At 64.2% G+C, this 18,106-nt stretch carries 22 protein-coding genes; 7 read left to right on the top strand and 15 right to left on the bottom strand.

Translation table 11 applies throughout. From position 1 onward, the window contains the following. Positions 1–29: 29 nt before the first annotated feature. Positions 30–1,025, bottom strand: a complete 996-nt coding sequence (locus tag MNBBLIKP_RS11705; protein WP_088310431.1) for an adenosine kinase — start codon at positions 1,023–1,025, stop codon at positions 30–32. A gap of 115 nt (positions 1,026–1,140) precedes the next feature. On the opposite strand from MNBBLIKP_RS11705, the gene MNBBLIKP_RS11710 reads away from it, so the two are divergent. The 3 genes from MNBBLIKP_RS11710 (at position 1,141) to MNBBLIKP_RS11720 (ending at position 3,269) form a co-directional block, all read left to right on the top strand. Then, a complete protein-coding gene (locus MNBBLIKP_RS11710; protein WP_088310432.1) occupies positions 1,141–1,821 on the top strand; it encodes an EI24 domain-containing protein in 681 nt (226 codons plus the stop codon). 7 nt (positions 1,822–1,828) lie between these two features. Next, entirely contained in the window at positions 1,829–2,242 is a 414-nt protein-coding gene (locus MNBBLIKP_RS11715; protein ID WP_088310433.1) for a hypothetical protein, read from the top strand. A 67-nt stretch (positions 2,243–2,309) separates the two neighbouring features. After that, positions 2,310–3,269 (top strand): hypothetical protein, encoded by a 960-nt coding sequence (locus MNBBLIKP_RS11720; protein WP_088310434.1) that lies wholly within the window; start codon positions 2,310–2,312, stop codon positions 3,267–3,269. Here the strand turns inward: MNBBLIKP_RS11720 and MNBBLIKP_RS11725 are convergent. From MNBBLIKP_RS11725 to MNBBLIKP_RS11770, 10 genes are all read right to left on the bottom strand, one after another. Further along, the gene (locus MNBBLIKP_RS11725; protein ID WP_088310435.1) at positions 3,266–3,622 is read right to left on the bottom strand and encodes a HesB/IscA family protein; all 357 of its coding nucleotides are present in this window, start codon (positions 3,620–3,622) and stop codon (positions 3,266–3,268) included. The genes MNBBLIKP_RS11720 and MNBBLIKP_RS11725 overlap by 4 nt on opposite strands. Then, entirely contained in the window at positions 3,619–4,089 is a 471-nt protein-coding gene (locus MNBBLIKP_RS11730; RefSeq protein WP_088310436.1) for an SUF system Fe-S cluster assembly protein, read from the bottom strand. Before MNBBLIKP_RS11730 ends, MNBBLIKP_RS11725 begins: the two co-directional genes overlap by 4 nt. After that, a complete protein-coding gene (locus MNBBLIKP_RS11735) occupies positions 4,089–5,279 on the bottom strand; it encodes an aminotransferase class V-fold PLP-dependent enzyme (protein WP_088310557.1) in 1,191 nt (396 codons plus the stop codon). Before MNBBLIKP_RS11735 ends, MNBBLIKP_RS11730 begins: the two co-directional genes overlap by 1 nt. A 65-nt stretch (positions 5,280–5,344) precedes the next feature. Next, positions 5,345–6,082 carry a SufD family Fe-S cluster assembly protein gene (locus MNBBLIKP_RS11740; RefSeq protein WP_088310437.1) on the bottom strand — a complete coding sequence of 246 codons (738 nt, stop codon included), beginning with the start codon at positions 6,080–6,082 and terminating at the stop codon, positions 5,345–5,347. Continuing rightward, positions 6,072–6,419 (bottom strand): hypothetical protein, encoded by a 348-nt coding sequence (locus MNBBLIKP_RS11745; protein WP_140420596.1) that lies wholly within the window; start codon positions 6,417–6,419, stop codon positions 6,072–6,074. The genes MNBBLIKP_RS11740 and MNBBLIKP_RS11745 overlap by 11 nt, the downstream gene beginning before the upstream one ends. Next, positions 6,416–7,159: a Fe-S cluster assembly ATPase SufC gene (sufC, locus tag MNBBLIKP_RS11750; RefSeq protein ID WP_088310439.1), complete on the bottom strand. Its 744-nt coding sequence runs from the start codon at positions 7,157–7,159 to the stop codon at positions 6,416–6,418. Before sufC ends, MNBBLIKP_RS11745 begins: the two co-directional genes overlap by 4 nt. Before the next feature lie 11 nt (positions 7,160–7,170). Further along, the gene (locus tag MNBBLIKP_RS11755; RefSeq protein ID WP_088310440.1) at positions 7,171–7,659 is read right to left on the bottom strand and encodes an endonuclease domain-containing protein; all 489 of its coding nucleotides are present in this window, start codon (positions 7,657–7,659) and stop codon (positions 7,171–7,173) included. Beyond that, entirely contained in the window at positions 7,659–8,078 is a 420-nt protein-coding gene (locus tag MNBBLIKP_RS11760; RefSeq protein WP_088310441.1) for a hypothetical protein, read from the bottom strand. The genes MNBBLIKP_RS11755 and MNBBLIKP_RS11760 overlap by 1 nt, the downstream gene beginning before the upstream one ends. Beyond that, a complete protein-coding gene (sufB, locus tag MNBBLIKP_RS11765) occupies positions 8,075–9,556 on the bottom strand; it encodes a Fe-S cluster assembly protein SufB (RefSeq protein ID WP_088310442.1) in 1,482 nt (493 codons plus the stop codon). Before sufB ends, MNBBLIKP_RS11760 begins: the two co-directional genes overlap by 4 nt. Then, positions 9,553–9,963 carry an SUF system Fe-S cluster assembly regulator gene (locus MNBBLIKP_RS11770; RefSeq protein ID WP_088310443.1) on the bottom strand — a complete coding sequence of 137 codons (411 nt, stop codon included), beginning with the start codon at positions 9,961–9,963 and terminating at the stop codon, positions 9,553–9,555. Before MNBBLIKP_RS11770 ends, sufB begins: the two co-directional genes overlap by 4 nt. 306 nt (positions 9,964–10,269) lie before the next feature. Between MNBBLIKP_RS11770 and MNBBLIKP_RS11775 the strand changes: the two genes are divergently transcribed. The 3 genes from MNBBLIKP_RS11775 to MNBBLIKP_RS11785 all read left to right on the top strand — a co-directional run bounded on the left by MNBBLIKP_RS11775 (position 10,270) and on the right by MNBBLIKP_RS11785 (position 14,901). After that, on the top strand, positions 10,270–11,301 hold the full coding sequence (locus tag MNBBLIKP_RS11775; protein WP_088310444.1) for a quinone-dependent dihydroorotate dehydrogenase: 1,032 nt from the start codon (positions 10,270–10,272) through the stop codon (positions 11,299–11,301). A 10-nt stretch (positions 11,302–11,311) separates the two neighbouring features. After that, positions 11,312–13,030 carry a gamma-glutamyltransferase gene (gene ggt, locus MNBBLIKP_RS11780; protein ID WP_088310445.1) on the top strand — a complete coding sequence of 573 codons (1,719 nt, stop codon included), beginning with the start codon at positions 11,312–11,314 and terminating at the stop codon, positions 13,028–13,030. A 62-nt stretch (positions 13,031–13,092) separates the two neighbouring features. Continuing rightward, the gene (locus MNBBLIKP_RS11785; RefSeq protein ID WP_088310446.1) at positions 13,093–14,901 is read left to right on the top strand and encodes an AMP-dependent synthetase/ligase; all 1,809 of its coding nucleotides are present in this window, start codon (positions 13,093–13,095) and stop codon (positions 14,899–14,901) included. Positions 14,902–14,995: 94 nt separating this feature from the next. On the opposite strand, the gene MNBBLIKP_RS11790 is transcribed toward MNBBLIKP_RS11785, so the two are convergent. Then, positions 14,996–15,199, bottom strand: coding sequence for a hypothetical protein (locus tag MNBBLIKP_RS11790; protein ID WP_088310447.1), 204 nt, complete (start codon positions 15,197–15,199; stop codon positions 14,996–14,998). 169 nt (positions 15,200–15,368) lie between these two features. Then, positions 15,369–15,896 carry a hypothetical protein gene (locus MNBBLIKP_RS11795; protein ID WP_088310448.1) on the bottom strand — a complete coding sequence of 176 codons (528 nt, stop codon included), beginning with the start codon at positions 15,894–15,896 and terminating at the stop codon, positions 15,369–15,371. 121 nt (positions 15,897–16,017) lie between these two features. Here MNBBLIKP_RS11795 and MNBBLIKP_RS11800 point away from each other — a divergent pair, with 121 nt between their 5' ends. Continuing rightward, a complete protein-coding gene (locus MNBBLIKP_RS11800; protein WP_088310449.1) occupies positions 16,018–16,620 on the top strand; it encodes a class I SAM-dependent methyltransferase in 603 nt (200 codons plus the stop codon). An 82-nt stretch (positions 16,621–16,702) separates the two neighbouring features. Here the strand turns inward: MNBBLIKP_RS11800 and thiS are convergent, their stop codons facing one another. Beyond that, positions 16,703–17,716 carry a sulfur carrier protein ThiS gene (gene thiS / locus MNBBLIKP_RS11805; RefSeq protein WP_088310450.1) on the bottom strand — a complete coding sequence of 338 codons (1,014 nt, stop codon included), beginning with the start codon at positions 17,714–17,716 and terminating at the stop codon, positions 16,703–16,705. A 17-nt stretch (positions 17,717–17,733) separates the two neighbouring features. Further along, positions 17,734–18,105, bottom strand: a complete 372-nt coding sequence (locus MNBBLIKP_RS11810) for a MerC domain-containing protein (RefSeq protein ID WP_088310558.1) — start codon at positions 18,103–18,105, stop codon at positions 17,734–17,736. Position 18,106: the final 1 nt, after the last annotated feature.

The following is an 18,106-nucleotide window of genomic DNA, read 5'->3' on the forward strand; positions in this document are numbered from 1 at the left end:
GATTCAGGTTCGTGGGGTCCCGCTTCGGATCAGCCCAGCCGCGCCTTTATCAGGGCCTGCAAGTCCGCCTCGGGCCGCGCGCCGTAGTGCGAGATCACTTCAGCCGCCGCGATCGCGCCGATGGTTAGGCACTGGTCGATCGCCAGCTCGCGGACATGGCCAAAAAGGAACCCGGCGGCGAACAGATCGCCCGCGCCGGTGGTATCGACCACCCGCTCGATCGGTTCGGCGCTGACTTCAAAGCGCTCTCCGGCATGGATCGCAACCGCGCCTTCTGCACCGCGCGTCACCACCAGCAGTGGGACTTTGGGGGCGAGATCAGCCAGACCCTTGTCAAAGTCCCCATGCCCGGTCAGCGCTTCCAGCTCGACATGGTTGGCGAACAGGATGTCGATCTCTCCGGTTTCAATCATCGCGCGGAAATCGGCGCCGTGCCGTTCGATCACAAAGGCGTCGGACAGGGTGAAGGCAACCTTGCGGCCATGGCTCTTCGCCGCCGCAATGGCCCGGCGCATCGCCGCGCGCGGTTCTTCGGGGTCCCACAGATAGCCTTCGAGGTAGAGGATCCTGGCATCCGCAATCGCCGCTTCATCCAGCGCAGCGGCGGGCAGGTACTGCGATGCACCCAGAAACGTGTTCATCGTCCGCTGCCCATCGGCCGTAACAAAGATCAGGCAGCGTGCGGTCGGCGGATCGCCCGCCCGCGCGGCGGTGTCAAAGGCGATCCCGCCAGCGCGGATATCGTGCGCGAACACTTCACCCAGCTGATCGTCCGCAACCTGCCCGATAAAGGCGCAGTTGGCCCCCAGCGCGGCAAGCCCGGCCAAGGTGTTGGCAGCCGACCCGCCCGAAATCTCGCGCGCGGGGCCCATTGCATCATACAAATCGTGTGCGCGCTGGGTATCGATCAGGGTCATCCCGCCCTTCATCAACCCCAGCTGTTCGATCAATGCATCATCACACGGGGCCATCACATCGACGATGGCGTTGCCGATCGCGATCACGTCGGTGCTGGGCTGGGTCATGCGGCAGGGGTCCTAACACTTTGTCTGAAAACGCGCGGGGCCTAGCGAGCGGCAAGGCGTTCGGCAAGGGTAGAGCCGTTGACAGGGCGGCGCGCGCGGGCAATGCCCCTGAGCAATGCTGCGCGCTTATGCCCTTGCCCTGACCCAGCTGGCCGATCGCCAGGTGCTGCGGATCTTCCTGAAAAGCCTTGGTGTTACCGTGCTGCTGTTCGTGGTGCTTGGGCTGATCGGGGTCTGGGCGGCGGACCGGTTCATGGCCTGGGCCGGGTTCGATGAAGGGCTGGTTGCGGGCGCTGGCGATCTGCGCGCTATGCTGGCTGCTGTAGGCGTGCTGGCCGCCGGAGTGCTGTTATGGCGTGTGCTGGCGATTGCCGTGCTGCAGCTGTTCGCTGACGAAGTAGTCCAGGCGGTCGAAGCGCGGCACTATCCGCAAGCCGCCGCAAGCGCCCGCAAACTTGGCTGGCACGAAGAGCTGGCCAACGGCCTCAAAGGCGCGGGCCGCGCGCTGCTGTTCAACTTGCTGGCGCTGCCCTTTGCCCTGGTGCTGCTGGTGACGGGCGTGGGCGCGCCGCTGGTGTTCCTGGCGGTCAACGCCGTGCTGCTGGGGCGCGAATTGCAGGACATGGTCTGGCTGCGTCACCGCCCTTCGGCCCAGTCCGCTGCGCCGCTTTCCGTGCTCCAGCGCCTGACGCTGGGCGGGATCAGCGCAGTGCTGCTGAGTGTGCCCTTTGCCAACCTGTTCGCCCCATTCCTGGGCGCCGCCGCCGCCGCCCACCTGATCCATCGCAAGGACTGATCGCCCGATGCCGCGCAAACTGCTGATTTCGCTGACGTTCGTTCCCCTGCTGGCCGCATGCGGCAGTGGCTCGGTTTCGAGCGTGCCTGCACCACCGTCGCGCAATGCCAAACCTCCGGTCCGCACCCCCGTCCGCGTCAGCCCCCCGCCGCCACGCTTGCAGGTTACCCCCGGGCTGGAAGGAGTAATCGGCGCGAGTGGTGACGATCTGGTGCGCCAATTCGGCCCGGCCCGGCTTGACGTGATCGAAGGCGATGCACGCAAGCTGCAGTTTTCGGGCAGCGCCTGCGTGCTTGATGTCTATCTTTATCCGCAAGGCTCTGCCCGCGATCTGCAAGCGACTTATGTCGACGCCCGCCGCGCCAGCGACGGGCAGGATGTGGACCGGGCAGCCTGCGTCAGCGCACTCAGAAAGCGCTGAATTAAGCACCCGTTAGGGATATTCTGCGATAGCTCGCCCCACATTTTTACTGTGGGACGGACTGCCGATGAGCATGCATTTCAGCCAGTTGGCCGCGCAGGCGACTGCCGACGGGGTGATCGGGGCGGACGAGATTCTGTCGCTGCGCCAGGCCGGATGGGCCGACGGGGCAATGGACCCCGAAGAAGCCGAATCCCTGTTCCTTGCCAACGAAGCGCTGCGCGAACCAAGCCCGGAATGGCGCGATTTCTTCGTCGAGGCGCTGACCCAGTTCATCGTCAACACGGTCGATCCCAAGGGGTATGTCGACGATCTGATGGGGGACGAGCTGATCGAACGGATCAGCCGAGATGGCCGGATCGAGACCATGGCCGAGCTTGAACTGCTGGTGAAAGTGCTCGAAACCGCGCTTCACACTCCGGCCGCACTCAAGAATTTCGCGCTGACCCAGATCGAACAGGCCGTGCTGCACGGTGACGGTCCGACCCGGCAGGGCTCGCTTGATCCCAAGGGGATCAATGCGGCCGAATGCGCGCTGATGCGGCGTCTGATCTTTGCCGCAGGCGGCGACCGCCCGGCCAGCATCAGCCGCGCCGAGGCAGAAATGCTGTTCCGGATCAAGGATGCGACCGTTTACGAGGTCAATGCTCCCGAATGGGAAAAGCTGTTCGTCCAGGGAGTTGCCAACTACCTGCTGGGCTTTGGCGGCCACGAGCCGCTGAGCCGCGACAAGGCCGCCGATCTGGAAGCCTTCATGAACGCGCCGGGCGCTGGAATTGGCGGCTTCCTGCGCCGGATGCTGAACAGCGACATCGATGCCGAAATCGATCGCGAGTTCGGCAGCCTGCTTAGCATCAACCCCCATGCTCAGGACGTGGCTGATGAGTCCGAAGAAGCGGCACGCCTCGACCCTGCCGAAGAGTTGTGGCTGCGCGACCATATCGATGCAGACGAAGAGCTCGACCCGCTGGAAAAAGCCCTGCTGGCCTTCATCGCCGAGGAAACCGGCGAGGAACTGAAGGTTTAGACGGTAAAGCTTTCTCCGCAGCCACAGCTGCCCTTGGCATTGGGGTTCTGGAATACGAACCCGGCGGTGAAATCATCTTCCTGCCAGTCCATCGTGCTGCCGATCAGGTAGAGTACCGATCCGCCATCGATGAAGAACAGCCCGCCCGGCGTCTCGATTTGTTCATCCAGCGGGTCCACGGCGGTCACGTAATCGACCGAATAGGCCAGCCCCGAACAGCCCCGGCGCGGAGTGGACAGCTTGACCCCGATGGCACCCACGGGTGCTTCGGCCATCAGCTTCGCGACCCGCGCCTCGGCCGAGGGGGTCAGAATCACGGCAGCGGGGCGCTGGCGGGTGGTCACGGTGGTCATAGCATTCCAAGCTCCAGCCGGGCTTCGTCGCTCATCTTGGCCGGGTCCCACGGCGGATCCCAGACGAGATTGACTTCGGTATCGCGGATCCCGGGGACCGAACTGACCCGCAATTCGACCTCGCCGGGCATCGATTCCGCCACCGGACAATGCGGGGTGGTGAGCGTCATGGTCACCACGGCTCCGCCTTCGCCGTCGATCTCTACCCCATAGATCAGGCCCAGGTCATAGATGTTGACCGGGATTTCCGGATCGAAAATGTCCTTGAGCGCGTCGATCACCGCTTCGTAAAGGTCGCCGCCCGGTTCGTGCCCGGCCAGGCCCTGCGGCTGTTCTTTCAAGAAGCCTTCAAGGTAGTCGCGCTTGCGCGCCAGCTTGTCAGCCGGGGCTTCGGCATCGTCCACTTTGGCGCGCGGCGGCGGTGCCACGCTGTCCACTTCCTCGATGGTGAATTTGGGCTGTTCCATCACCCGAATATCCTTCTGGTCCGTTCGATCCCGCGCAGTAGCGCGGCAATATCGCTTTCATCGCTGTAAAGGCCAAAGCTGGCCCGCGCCGTGGCGGGCACGCCGAGGTGGTCCATCAGGGGTTGGGCGCAGTGATGCCCGGCGCGGATCGCGACCCCTTCCTCGTCCAGGATAGTGCCAAGGTCATGCGGATGAACCCCGGCGAGGGCGAACGATACGATCCCCGCGCTCTGTTCCGGCCCGAACAGGGTCACATCATTCATCCGCCTCAGTTCGTCACGCAAGGTGGCGACCAGCGCCGCTTCATGGGCATGGATCGCCCCAAGGCCGATGCCGGAAACATAGTCAACCGCCGCGCCCAGCGCGATCGCCTCGACAATCGCGGGGGTTCCGGCCTCGAACCGCTGCGGCGCGGGGGCATAGGTCGTGCCGGCAAAGCTGACCCGGTCAATCATCGCCCCGCCACCCTGCCAAGGCGGCATGGCAGCCAGCAGTTCGGCCTTGGCCCACAAGGCGCCGATCCCGGTCGGGCCATAAAGCTTGTGCGCGCTGAACACATAGAAATCGCAGCCCAGCGCCGCGACATCGACCGGCAGGCGCGGCACGGCCTGGCAACCATCGAGCAGGACCTTCGCCCCCACCCCATGCGCCAGCGCCACCGCACGCGGGGCATCGAGCACCGATCCCAGCACGTTCGAAACGTGGGCCAGGGCGACCAGCTTGTGCGCCGGGGTCAGCATCCGCTCCGCTGCATCGAGATCGATCTGGCCATCGGCCGTCAGCGGGCAGACATCGATCACCGCGCCAGTGCGCTCGGTCACCAATTGCCAGGGGACGATGTTGGAATGGTGTTCCAACGCCGAAAGCAGGATCCGGTCCCCGGCCTTAAGCTCGGCCAGGCCCCAGCTTTGTGCGACCAGATTGACCGCCTCAGTCGCGCCGCGAGTGAACACCACTTCGTCCTCGCGTCCGCCAAGGAACGCCGCGACCTTGCGCCGCGCGGCTTCGAAGGCAAGGGTCATATCGGCCGAGCGGGCATAGACCCCGCGATGGACCGTGGCATAGTCCGCGCCCATCGCTCGCACTATCGCGTCGATCACGACTTGCGGCTTTTGCGCGGTCGCGGCGCTGTCCAGATAGTGCCAACCGCCCGCAAGGCCGGGGAACTCGTCACGCAGCGCTGCGGGCAACGGGGTGCCGCCTTCATTTTCCCAGCGCGACAGGGCGCGCTCGGTCACCGGGGTGGAGCTGCCGTTCACAGCATCGCTTCCAGCGCGGCGATGGCCCGTTCGAGCATGGTCTCCTCATCCGCCGCGCCAACCAGGGCTTCGGCAACAAAGGCCTGCAACATCAGCCGCTTCGCCGTTTCAGGCGGCAAACCGCGCTGGGCGAGATAGAACAACGCGCCCGGGTCCAGTTCACCGACCGCGCAGCCGTGGGCGCACTTGACGTCGTCGGCGTGGATTTCAAGCTCAGGCTTGGCATTGGCGGTGGCGGTGCGGTCGAGCAGCATCGCCCGGATCGACTGGCTGCCGTCGGTTCCATCCGCGCCGGGCCGGACCAGCACTTTGCCAAGGTAATTGACAGTGCCACTGCCCCCGGCGACCGAGCGCACCACCTGGCGGCTGACCGCATCGGGCGCGGCATGGGTGACCTGGGTGACAAGTTCGACCACTTGCGTTGCACCCGCCAGCTGCGCCGCGCCGAGGTGGAACTGCGCCCCCTTCCCCAGCACCGCCCGCACCGCGATCCGTCCATAGGCCTGCGGGGCATTCAGCACGTGCAGGTCAAACCGCGCGCCATCACCCAGTTCCACTTCCAGTTCGCGTGCGACTGCGCCCGTGCCCAGATTGGCGATGCTGAGCGCCCGCTCCTCGCCCGCCGCCAGCACGATCCGCTCGACCGCAACCGGCCAAAGCGGCGCGAGCGCGGTTAGGTCCGCATAGCGGAAGTCCTCGTCACGGTGGGTCGGAAGAGTGGCGCTAATTGCCATCGTCGCGCCTCCTCCCGGAACACGAAGCGAGGAAATCCGAACGGTATTCATCGTAATAATCGCGCCAGGCACGTTCGACCGCACGGGCGTCGTCGAGCTGCTGCTGGCGCTGGTCGAGCCCGGCCAGGGCGGCGGCATCGGCCGAGGCCAGCCCGCCCCGCGCTGCGGCAATCGCGCGCTGTTCGGCATAGACCGCCCCGGCCCATTCGGCCCGGCGGCGCGGTTCGGCGCGGGCAAGGTCGGCCACAGAGGTGCGGTCACACCCTTCCACTGCGGCGCGCAAGGGCGCCGGATCGGGCGAAGCGACGCCCAGCAGCAAGGCGAGCAAGGCAATCACGCGGCCACCGCCTCGTAACCGTGTTCCTCCAGCTCGAGCGCCAGTTCGGGCCCGCCGGTGCGCACGATCCGTCCGCCTGCCAGCACGTGGACAAAGTCCGGCTTCACGTAATCGAGCAGGCGCTGGTAATGCGTGATCAGCAGCACCGCCTTGTCCGGCGCGCGCATGACCGCGTTGATCCCTTCGCCGCAGATCCGCAGCGCATCGATGTCCAGCCCCGAATCGGTCTCGTCCAGCACCGCCAACTTGGGACCCAGAATCCCCATTTGCACCATTTCCGCGCGCTTCTTTTCCCCGCCCGAAAAGCCGACGTTCACCGGACGCTTGAGCATGTCCATGTCAAGCTTGAGCAGCGCTGCCTTCTCTCGCGCGAGCTTGAGGAATTCGCCGCCCGACAGCGGATCTTCCCCGCGCGCCTTGCGCTGGGCATTGGCGCTTTCGCGCAGGAACTGGACGAAGGACACGCCGGGAATCTCGACCGGATACTGGAACCCCAGGAACAGCCCGGCAGCCGCACGTTCGTGCGGTTCCAGCGCGAGCAGATCCTGCCCAAGGAACTCCACCGAACCATCGGTCGCTTCATAACTGGGCCGCCCGCCCAGCACATAGCCCAGGGTGGACTTGCCCGCGCCGTTCGGGCCCATGATTGCATGGACTTCGCCCGCGTTGATAGTCAGCGACAAGCCCTTGAGGATCGGCTTGTCGGCAACCGTGGCGTGGAGGTTTTCGATTTGAAGCATGGTCATTCCTGTCAGCGCCGCGGCGCGCCCTGCGTCTGGTAGTGCTGCTTGCGCGCGCGGCCGCGATCTTCGTAGCGGGCCTTCATCGCCGCGACGATTTCGGCCACCACGGCATCTGCTTCTTCCAGCACGCGCGCGGCGGGAAAGCGCAACAGAAGCACGCCCACCGCCTCAAGGCTCTTGTCACGCCGCGCGATCAGCGCCGGATCGCCGCCTTCGTCGATCGACACCGCGATCTTGAGCGGATTGCAGGCGAAATCGACAATCGCCGAGCCGATCACCTGCTGGCTGGTCAGCTTGTACTTGCCAAGATTGGCCTCGGTCAGCTTTTCGCTGAGCAGCGTCTGCGCCGGGCTGGGCGTCATCCGGTTGCGCCGCGCCTGATCGTGGATCGCATCAAGCCGCTTGTCCGAAATCGCCCAGCCTCGCCCACGCTTTTGCAAGGCGGGGGCATCGGTGCGCTCGTCAAGCGGGCGGACGGTGAGGGTTTTCTTGGTCATCAGATAATCGCCTGCACATCGGCAGCGCCCAATTCGGCCTGCACATTCAGATAATGTTGCCAGGCATCGCCAAGCATTTGCTGCACTTGCTTACCGCTCAGTCCGCGCCAGGCCGGACCTTTCATGAGATCGCGGCAATCGGCCAAGACGCCTGCAAAGCCTGAGGCATCGTTGTCCCATTTCTCGGGGTTGTTCTTGATCTTGTCCCATTCGGCTTCTGCCTTGGCTCTGGCCTCTGCAGACAAGGGCTCTTCGTGCCTGCGCGAATTGCGGTCGATGCAGGTCGTCCATTGCCAGAACTTCCCGTTCGGCGTGTCCGCAGCCAACTGGTCCCAGCGCGCGACGCTGCGCTGCCAGTCCGACGCACAGCCGGATAGCAGCACCGCAATAGCGAGGGCGCAAGGCAAGCGAGCCTTCATCCCACGCTCCCCTCAAGCGAAATTCCCAGCAGCTTCTGCGCTTCAACCGCAAACTCCATCGGCAGCTGCTGCAGCACTTCCTTGGCGAATCCATTGACGATCAGCGCCACCGCCGCTTCCTGATCCAGCCCGCGCTGCATCGCGTAGAACAGCTGGTCGTCGGAGATCTTGCTGGTGGTCGCCTCGTGCTCGATCTGGGCGCTGGGGTTGCGGACCTCGATATAGGGCACGGTGTGCGCGCCGCAGTCCTTGCCGAGCAGCAGCGAATCGCACTGGGTGAAATTGCGCACGCCCTCCGCCTGGGGGGCTACGCGAACGAGGCCGCGATAGGTGTTCTGGCTTTTCCCGGCGGAGATGCCCTTCGAAACGATGGTCGAGCGGGTGCCCTTGCCGTTGTGGATCATCTTGGTGCCGGTGTCGGCCTGCTGGTAATTGTTGGTGACCGCGACCGAGTAGAATTCACCGACCGAATCTTCGCCGTTGAGTACGCAGCTGGGGTATTTCCAGGTCACCGCAGAGCCGGTTTCGACCTGCGTCCAGCTGACTTTGCTGCGCTTGCCCTGGCATAACGCGCGCTTGGTGACGAAGTTGTAGATCCCGCCTTTGCCCTCGGCATCGCCGGGATACCAGTTCTGCACGGTCGAGTACTTGATTTCGGCATCGTCGAGCGCGACCAGTTCGACCACAGCGGCGTGGAGCTGGTTTTCATCGCGCATCGGCGCGGTGCAGCCTTCCAGATAGCTGACGTAGCTGCCCTTGTCGGCAACGATCAAGGTGCGTTCGAACTGCCCGGTATTTTCGGCATTAATCCGGAAATAGGTGCTCAGCTCCATCGGGCAGCGCACCCCTTCGGGAATGTAAACGAAAGTCCCGTCGGAAAAGACCGCGCAGTTGAGCGCGGCAAAGAAGTTGTCGTGCATCGGCACGACCTTGCCCAGCCAGCGCTTCACCAGTTCGGGGTACTCGCGGATCGCCTCTGAGATCGAGAGGAAGATCACCCCCGCCTTCTTCAGTTCCTCGCGGAAAGTGGTCGCAACGCTGACGCTGTCAAACACCGCATCGACCGCAACCCGGCGCGCACCTTCGACCCCGGCGAGGACTTTCTGTTCCTCAAGCGGGATGCCCAGCTTCTTGTAGACTTCCAGAATTGCAGGATCGACCTCGTCCAGGCTGGCAAGCTTGGGCTTGGCCCGGGGCGCGGCGTAGTAATAGGCGTCCTGGTAATCGATTGGCGGGACGTTGAGCTTGGCCCAGTCGGGCATTGCCATCGTCTGCCAGTGGCGGAACGCCTTCAAGCGCCAGTCGAGCATCCATTCGGGCTCGTTCTTCTTGGCCGAAATGAACCGCACGGTGCTTTCATCCAGGCCCTTGGGCGCGAAATCGGTTGCGATATCCGCTGACCAGCCGTGCTCATAGTCGGCGACTTTGGCCGCTGCATCACGTGCTGCCTGGTCCTTGATGGTGGCTTCTTCGCTCATCGCACCTGCTCCGCCAGCCGGGTCAGCGGGACATCAGCCAAGGCGCTGCGCACAGCCGTGCCAACGATCCCCCAGTGCGGCTTGACCGAGCAGCCCTGATCGAGCGCGCAATCAGACCGGCCCGAATCGACGCAAGGTGTCAGCGCGATCGGCCCTTCGACCGCTTCGATAATATCCGCGAGCGTGATCGCTGCCGCCGGCCGCGCCAGCTTGAGCCCGCCGCCCACACCGCGCGTCGAACGCAGCAGTCCGGCCGAAGTCAGTCGGCTGACCAGCTTTTGCACGGTCGGCACCGGCAGGCCCGTTTCATCGGCCAGTTGCGCGGCAGAAACGCGCACGCCGCCGCAATGGCGCGCGGCGGCGCTCATCGTGACGACGGCATAGTCTGCCATGGAAGAAAGGCGCATTTGGGCGATCCCGGTTAAATCGGACTGATTCTTTCCGGTTTCACCTAGGGACGCCGCGAGCGGTTTGCAATGCCTTGCAAACGCCCATGCGGCGCATGGCGCGAAAAAAATGGCGGCCCCCCGGACAATGCCGGAGAACCGCCTTTGAAGTTAGAACCCCATGGCAGGATTGCCTGAGGCCCTTCGGGTCGCAAGTGTGGAATAGCCGGTCGGACGCCGGGCTAATTGTATGGATTCGACAGGTTGCCCTGCCGGCCATCGCAGCAGGATGACTTTGTCTGAACGTGCTGCCATAGGCGATGCACGATGCTCTACCGCCTGATCCGCCCCGCCCTGTTTCTGCTTGATCCTGAACGCGCCCACGGCGCTGCGCTTGCCGCGCTCAAGACACTTCCGTTGGGCGGCAGCGATCAGGCCAATGGTCCGCTGGCCACCACGGTCGCTGGAATCCGCTTTCCCAACCCGCTGGGCATGGCGGCCGGGTTCGACAAGGATGGAGAGATCCCGGATGCCTTGCTGGGGCTCGGCTTCGGCTTTGCCGAAGTGGGGTCAATCACGCCATTACCACAGGCGGGCAACCCGAAGCCGCGGCTGTTCAGGCTGGAAGCCGACCGCGCTGTAATCAACCGTATGGGGTTCAACAACGGTGGGGCAGAAGCAGCCGTGACGCGGCTGGCCCGCCGGTTTGACCGGCCCGGCGTGGTCGGGATCAATATCGGCGCCAACAAGGATTCGACCGACCGGATTGCGGATTATGCCACCATGGCGCGGCTGATGGCCCCGCTCGCCAGCTACCTTGCGGTCAACGTTTCCAGTCCCAACACCCCCGGGCTGCGCGCGCTGCAGGACGAAGGCGCGCTGACCGCACTGCTTGATGCGGTGCTGGACGCGCGCGGGCGGCATGGTCCACCGGTATTCCTGAAAGTTGCCCCGGATCTGGAGCCCGCCGATATCGATGCAATTGCCCGGATCGTGCTTGAGAAGCGGCTTGGCGCGTTGATCGTGTCCAACACCACCATTTCTCGCCCGCCGCTGAAGTGCGCGCAGGCAGGTGAAACTGGCGGGCTTTCCGGCGCGCCGCTGCGCGACCTGGCGCAGCAGCGGCTGCGCGATTTCCGCAAGGCTACGGGCGGCGCAATCCCCCTGATTGGCGTTGGCGGCATTACGACCGGCGATGACGCCTGGGCCAGGATCCGGGCCGGGGCCAGCCTGGTCCAGCTGTACAGCGCGATGACCTATGCCGGACCGGGGATTGCCCGGGCCGTCACCCGCCGGATCGAAGTGCTGATGAAGGCCGAAGGTTTTGCCAGCATTGCAGAGGCGGTCGGAACCGAATAACCATCGCGCCATGCAAAGCAAGAAACTGGTCGCCCTGTTCGCCGCACCGCTGCTGGTCGGTGCGCTCCTGCCCGCCCCGCTTGCCGCAAAGGCAGCCCCGCAGGTCTATGCCAAAGGCATGGTCAGCGCCGCCGACCCACGCGCGAGCGAGGCAGGAGCGGCCATGCTGCGCATGGGCGGCAGTGCTACCGATGCGGCGATCGCGGTAATGCTGACGCTGACCCTGGTGGAACCGGGCAGCTCTGGCATCGGCGGCGGCGGCCTGTTTGTCGAAGCCGGTCCGGATGGCAAGGTCAGCACCATCGACGGGCGCGAAACCGCACCGGGGGCCGCCAATGATCAGTGGTTCGTGCGCGATGGCAAAGTGATGAGTTATCCCGATGCCGTGCCTGGCGGCACCAGCGTCGGGGTTCCTGGCAATATCGCCCTCGCTGCCCGGGCGCATCGCCTGCACGGCCGACTTCCATGGGCAAAGCTGTTTGGCCCGGCAATCAAGCTGGCCCGGGACGGCTTTCAGATCACCCCGCGGTTCTTTTCGATGCTCAAGAACAGCTCAGGCTCAGGCGCATTTATCAGCGAAGGCAAGGCGCTGTTCTATGGCGCGGACGGGCAACCCTTGCCGATCGGCACCACCGTGAAGAATCCAGCGCTGGCCGCCACGTTCCAAGCTGTGGCGCGCGGGGGAGCCCGAGCCTTTTATTCCGGAGCCAATGCCCGCGGGATCGTGGCGCGGGTCACAACGGCTCCGCGCAACCCCGAACCGATGACCCTGGCGGACGTGGCTGGTTATCGGGCCAAGGACCGCGCGCCCGTCTGCGGGACCTACCGGCTCTACCGGATCTGCGGAATGGGCCCGCCCAGTTCCGGTGGGACGACGGTTCTGGCCACGTTGAAACAGCTTGAACGGTTCGATCTGACCGCGCTGGGCAAGGACAATCCGGTCGCTTGGCACCTGATCGCCGAATCGATGCGCCTCGCCTATGCCGACCGTGCCAAATATTCTGCCGATGCCGATTTCGTACCCGTTCCGGTCGCCGGGATGATCGATCCGGGCTACCTCGCGCAGCGGTCTGCGCTGATCGATCCGGGCAAGACCATGGCCAGTGTTTCAGCCGGGACACCGCCAGGTGCAGAGCATTTGGCGATCGCCGAACAACAACCGGGCGAGGAACGCGGCACGTCGCATTTCTCTGCGATAGACCGGCGCGGCCATGCGGTAAGCTATACCTCGACCATCGAAAGCGCTTTCGGATCAGGGCTGGTGGTGGGCGGCTACTACCTCAACAATGAACTCACCGATTTCGATATGAACCCGGTGTTTGACGGCAAGCCCGCCAACAACCGCGTCCAGGGCGGCAAGCGCCCGCGCAGTTCAATGTCGCCCAGCCTGGTCTGGAGTCCGGATGGCAAGCTGCGTCTGGCCGTCGGTGCGGCTGGCGGGGCGACCATCCCGGCGCAGGTGATCCGTGCCATCATCGGTGTGATCGACTGGAAATTGCCCGCGCAAGATGCGCTGGGCCTGCCCGTAGTGTTCGCTCCGGGGGTCGATACGGTGTTCGTCGAAAAGGGATCCTGGCTGGAAGGCTTCACCCCGCAACTGCAGGCGCTGGGGCACACCTCGATTGTCCCGCGGGTCTTGCCGCTCAAGGCAAATGCGATTGAAGTGGTCAACGGCAAGCCGGTCGGCGCAGCCGATCCGCGCAGCGAGGGCCAGGCGATCAGCGAGTAGCTTGCCGCTGCGTAAAACGGAGTTTAGGCTCCGCCACAAAGAGTGGAAGAGGGGCGGTACAGGTGGACATTTCCGATCTGCGCAGTCGGCGCAATCTGGTGGAGCTGTTTCTGGCGCGCGCCGATGAGCGTGGGGATGCTCCGTTCCTGTGGGCCAAGCGTGGCGGGGCCTGGCAGCCGATCAGCTGGGCCGATGCCGCGCGGCAAGTCTGCCTGCTGGCCGAAGCCCTGCGCGGCCTGGGGCTGGATGCGGGCGACCGGGTGCTGCTGGTATCCGAAAACCGTCCTGAATGGTGTATTGCCGATTTCGCGATCATGGCCGCCGGGCTGATCACCGTTCCCGCCTATATCACCAACACCGAACGCGATCACCAGCACGTGCTGGATGATTCGGGTGCGCGAGCGGTGATCGTTTCTGATGACAAGCTGGCCAAGCCACTGCTGCCCGCCGTGCTGCGCAGCTCGATCGCCAAGCACGTAATCGGGATCGAACCGCTGCGTATCGCCCAGACCGGTTCGTTCGAGTATCATGACTGGACGGCGCTGCTGCAAGGTGACGCCGCATCGGCTCGGGCCTTGGTGGAAGACCGGATCGCCAGGATCCAGCGCGATGCCACCGCCTGTATCATCTACACCAGTGGTACCGGCGGCGCGCCGCGCGGGGTGCTGCAGCACCACGGTGCCTTGCTGTGCAATGCCAATGGCGCGGCAATCGTGCTGGCAGAGGATTTCGGCCTCGACGATGATGATGCTTTCCTGTCGTTCCTGCCGCTCAGTCACGCCTATGAACACACCGGCGGGCAGATGCTGCCGATCGCGGTAGGTGCGCAGATCTATTATTCCGAGGGGCTGGAAAAGCTCGCCAGCAATATCGAGGAAGTGCGCCCGACGATCATGGTGGTGGTCCCGCGCCTGTTCGAAGTGCTGCGCACCCGGATCATGAAGCAGATCGAAAAGCAGAGAGTCGCGAACTACATGATGGGCCGGGCCATAGCGATCGGCACCGCCGCTGCCCGCCGCGAAGGCAAGACCCGGCTGCGCGACAAACCGATGGATTTCGTGCTGGAAAAGGCCCTGCGCCCCAAGATCCGGCAGAAATTCGGCGGGCGGATCAAGGCGATGGTTTCGGGCGGGGCGCCGCTCAACCCCGATGTGGGGATCTTCTTTGAAAGCATGGGGCTGACCATGCTGCAGGGCTATGGCCAGACCGAAGCCGGCCCGGTGATCAGCTGCAACCGCCCTGCCGCCGGGCTCAAGATGGATACGGTCGGACCGCCGCTCGATGGGGTCGAGGTGCGGATCGCCGAAGATGGCGAAATCCTGGTGCGTGGCGAGCTGGTAATGCACGGATACTGGCGCAACGAGGCCGAGACCGCCAAGGCGCTGCAGGACGGCTGGCTGCACACCGGTGACATTGGCCATATCGATGCCAAGGGCCGAATCGTTATTACCGACCGCAAGAAGGACATGATCGTCAACGACAAGGGCGACAATGTCTCACCCCAGAAGATCGAAGGGATGCTGACGCTCCAGCTCGAAATCGCCCAGGCGATGGTGGTGGGGGACAAGCGCCCCTATATCGCCGGACTGATCGTTCCCGATGCCGAATGGGCGCTCGAATGGGCCCGCGCCAATGGTGAAAAGTTCGATTTCAAGGCCTTGCAAGCCTTGCCCGCCTTCCGCAGCGCTGTGCGCGCGGCAATTGACCGGGTGAATCAGGATCTGTCAGTGGTGGAAAAAGTCCGTCAGTACACTTTCGCCGACGAAGCCTTTGCGATCGACAACGAGGAAATGACCCCCAGCCTCAAGATCCGCCGCCACAAGCTCAAGGAACGGTACGGCGCGCGGCTGGACGCCTTGTACAAGGGATAGCTGAATGGCCCCGCCCCAGGCGGACAAAGAAAAAGGCCGGGCGCGGCGGTGGTCCACACCCGCGCGCCCGGCCTTGATCGTTCATCGGATCGCCTTACTGGGCGGCTTCGCTTGCAGCCGGAGCGGCTTCGGCGGCAGCGCCGGCGTCGTCCGAGGCAGCAGCCGAAGCGTCGGTGGCGGCTTCGGTGGCAGCAGTGGTTTCTTCAGCAGCCGGAGCAGCTTCTTCCTTCTTTTCGCCGCAGGCGGCGAGGGCAAGCGAGCCAGCCGCGACGGCGGCGAACAGAGCAATCTTCTTCATTGGGTAACCCCCTCGTTTGTTGCGACGCCCGCCAGTGGCGGACGTGACGCGCGTTTTGGCGCGTTACGAGGGCTTCGTCGATGGATTTTTTGTCATGAGGCCAGAAAATTCGTATCCAGAGCCAGCCACCTTCGGCCTAAGCGGCCTTCCAGTAATCACTAAGCCACTGTCAAGCAGCCTCTTTTTCAACCCATTCGGGATAGAAGCTGGGCTCGCGAGTTGACCAGCCTGGCGCCGTCGCGGCGGCCTCGCTGATCGACTGGAGCAGATGCTTGCGCCGATCAGGGCGAATCTGCGGGAGCGCGGACGCTGCGCAAAAGGCGCTGGGCAGAAACGGACGCACTTCCGCGCCCAGCAGCCGTTCATAGAGGAAGCGAAAAGCAGAGAAGCTTTCGATCCGTTCCTGGGCCAGATCAAACGCCGCCAGCCTGAGCAATTTGCCCATATAGCCATCGAGGCTTTCAAACGAGGTATCGGTCGGCACTTGCCCGCGCAGGGTCTTGAGTTCCTGATAGGCGACATACTGGCTGCGGATCGATGCGCTTTCCGCCGCATCGCGCGCCCACAGCTTGAACGCGTCCTGCCGCCCCAGCCCGACATCGAGGCTGCGCTTGATATAGCGCTGCTCGCTGGCGCTGAAGCTGGCAAATTCGCGCAGTTCGTTGATCGTCAGCGATGCGGTACCCGTACTGGCCATTGTCATGCCCCCATTGATGGTCAGACACAGATCACCAGAATATGGTTATGATCCCGTTAACCATGATGGCTGACGCAATGCTTCGATTGAACTAGGGGAAAGACCGAAAGAGGACCGCATCATGCCTTTGTTCGACGCAGCGACATTGGCCTTCTACGCCAAGGAGGCACCCGATTATGCCGCCAGTGGTCCGGGCGGAATCGGGCGGCATCTTGAAGGGTTTCTTGATCGCCTGCCTGCCGGCGCGCGAATTCTGGAACTGGGCTGCGGATCAGGGCGTGATGCGGCGCAGATGGAAGCGCGCGGGTTCGTGGTCGATCCAACCGATGGCGTGCCCGAAATGGCGGCCCAGGCCGAGGCGCGATTGCGCCGTCCGGTCAGGGTGATGCGGTTCGACGAACTTGATGCAGTCGAACTGTATGACGGAATCGTCGCCGCCTATTCGCTGCTGCACGTCCCGCGAGAGGGGCTGGTTGAAGTGCTGGCCCGGATCTGGCGCGCGTTGCAGCCCGGCGGCTGGCATGTGGCGACGTACAAGACGGCAGGCGGCGAAGGGCGCGATCGGCTGGGGCGCTATTACAACTATCCCACCGAAACTGAGCTGCGCGCCTGCTATGACCAGGCGGGAAGCTGGGCCAGAGTTGAAACCGAAACCGGCGAAGGGCGCGGCTATGAAGGCGGCGTTTCGCGCTTTGTCATGATCACCCTGCGGAAAGCGGGCTAGATGTGAGCTTTCAGGAGGTTGTTCATCCGGCCTGATTGTACGGCAAGAACCCGTGGCAAGGCGTTGGTTATGGGACTGTGACCTAGATCAGCCCGGCCAGCGGGCTGGACGGATCGGCATATTTGCGCGTCGCCATCCGCCCCGCCAGATAGGCGTCTCGTCCGGCCTCGACAGCCAGCTTCATCGCCCGGGCCATGCGCACCGGATCCCTGGCCTCGGCAATCGCTGTGTTCATCAGCACGCCATCGACGCCAAGTTCCATCGCCACCGCGGCATCGCTGGCCGTGCCGACCCCGGCGTCGACCAATACCGGCACTTTGGCCCCTTCCACGATCAGCCGAATCGTAACCCGGTTCTGGATTCCCAGCCCCGATCCGATTGGCGCGCCCAGCGGCATCACCGCAACTGCACCAGCTTCTTCCAGCTGCTTGGCCGCGATCGGATCGTCAACGCAATAGACCATCGGCAGAAAACCCTCGCGGGCCAGCACTTCGGTCGCTTTCAGCGTTTCACGCATGTCGGGATAGAGTGTGCGTGCCTCGCCCAGCACTTCCAGCTTGACCAGATCCCAGCCGCCCGCCTCGCGCGCAAGGCGCAGCGTTCGGATCGCTTCGTCGGCCGTAAAGCAGCCTGCGGTGTTGGGCAGGTAAGTGACCTGTTTCGGATCGATGAAATCAGTCAGCATCGGTGCCTTGGGATCGCTGACATTGACCCGGCGCACCGCCACAGTGACGATTTCCGCGCCGGAAGCGGCCAGCGCAGCGGCGTTTTCGGCAAAATCCTTGTACTTCCCGGTTCCGACGATCAGGCGAGAGCGGAACGTGCGGCCCGCAACGGTCCAGGTATCATCAGAGTCATTGCAGGCTCCGCTATCGGCGGCCGCGTGATCACCCCCGCCCACGAAATGCACCACTTCCAGCACGTCACCATTTGCCAGTGCGACATCGCCCAGGGTGGAACGCGGTACCACATCGCCATTGCGCTCAACCGCGACCTTGGCCGGATCGAGTTCCAACGTGCGGATAAAATCGGCGATCGATCCCGGCGCGGCGCGGCGCGGTTCACCGTTGACGGTAAGGGCAAGCTGGGCAGTCATGCCCTCGCAGATAGCAATCAGTGGCTGTGACGCAAGTTGCGAAGATGGGCCCAGGCGAGCAGGCCCACCCCGGCAATGGTAAACAGGGCTTCGGCCATGCCGTGGCCGGTGAACAAGGCAACCGCCATCAGCGCGATTCCCGCCGCCCCGACCTGTAGCGGCAACGGATCGCCGTGACGGGCCACGCCCAGAACCAGCGTGATCGAACCAACCCCGATCGCCAGCGCGAGTCCGACCCGGTGAATGGCGGGCGCCAGAATGAATTCTCCGCCCAGCCCAAGCCCGGCAACCAGCAGCAGCCCTGCCACGCAATGCAGCGCGCACAGCCCCGACAGGAGCATTCCAACCCGGTCGAGTCGGTTGCGAATCGAGATGAAGGCATCACGCATG

The organism is Novosphingobium sp. B 225 (assembly GCF_002198665.1).
GTDB lineage: Bacteria > Pseudomonadota > Alphaproteobacteria > Sphingomonadales > Sphingomonadaceae > Novosphingobium.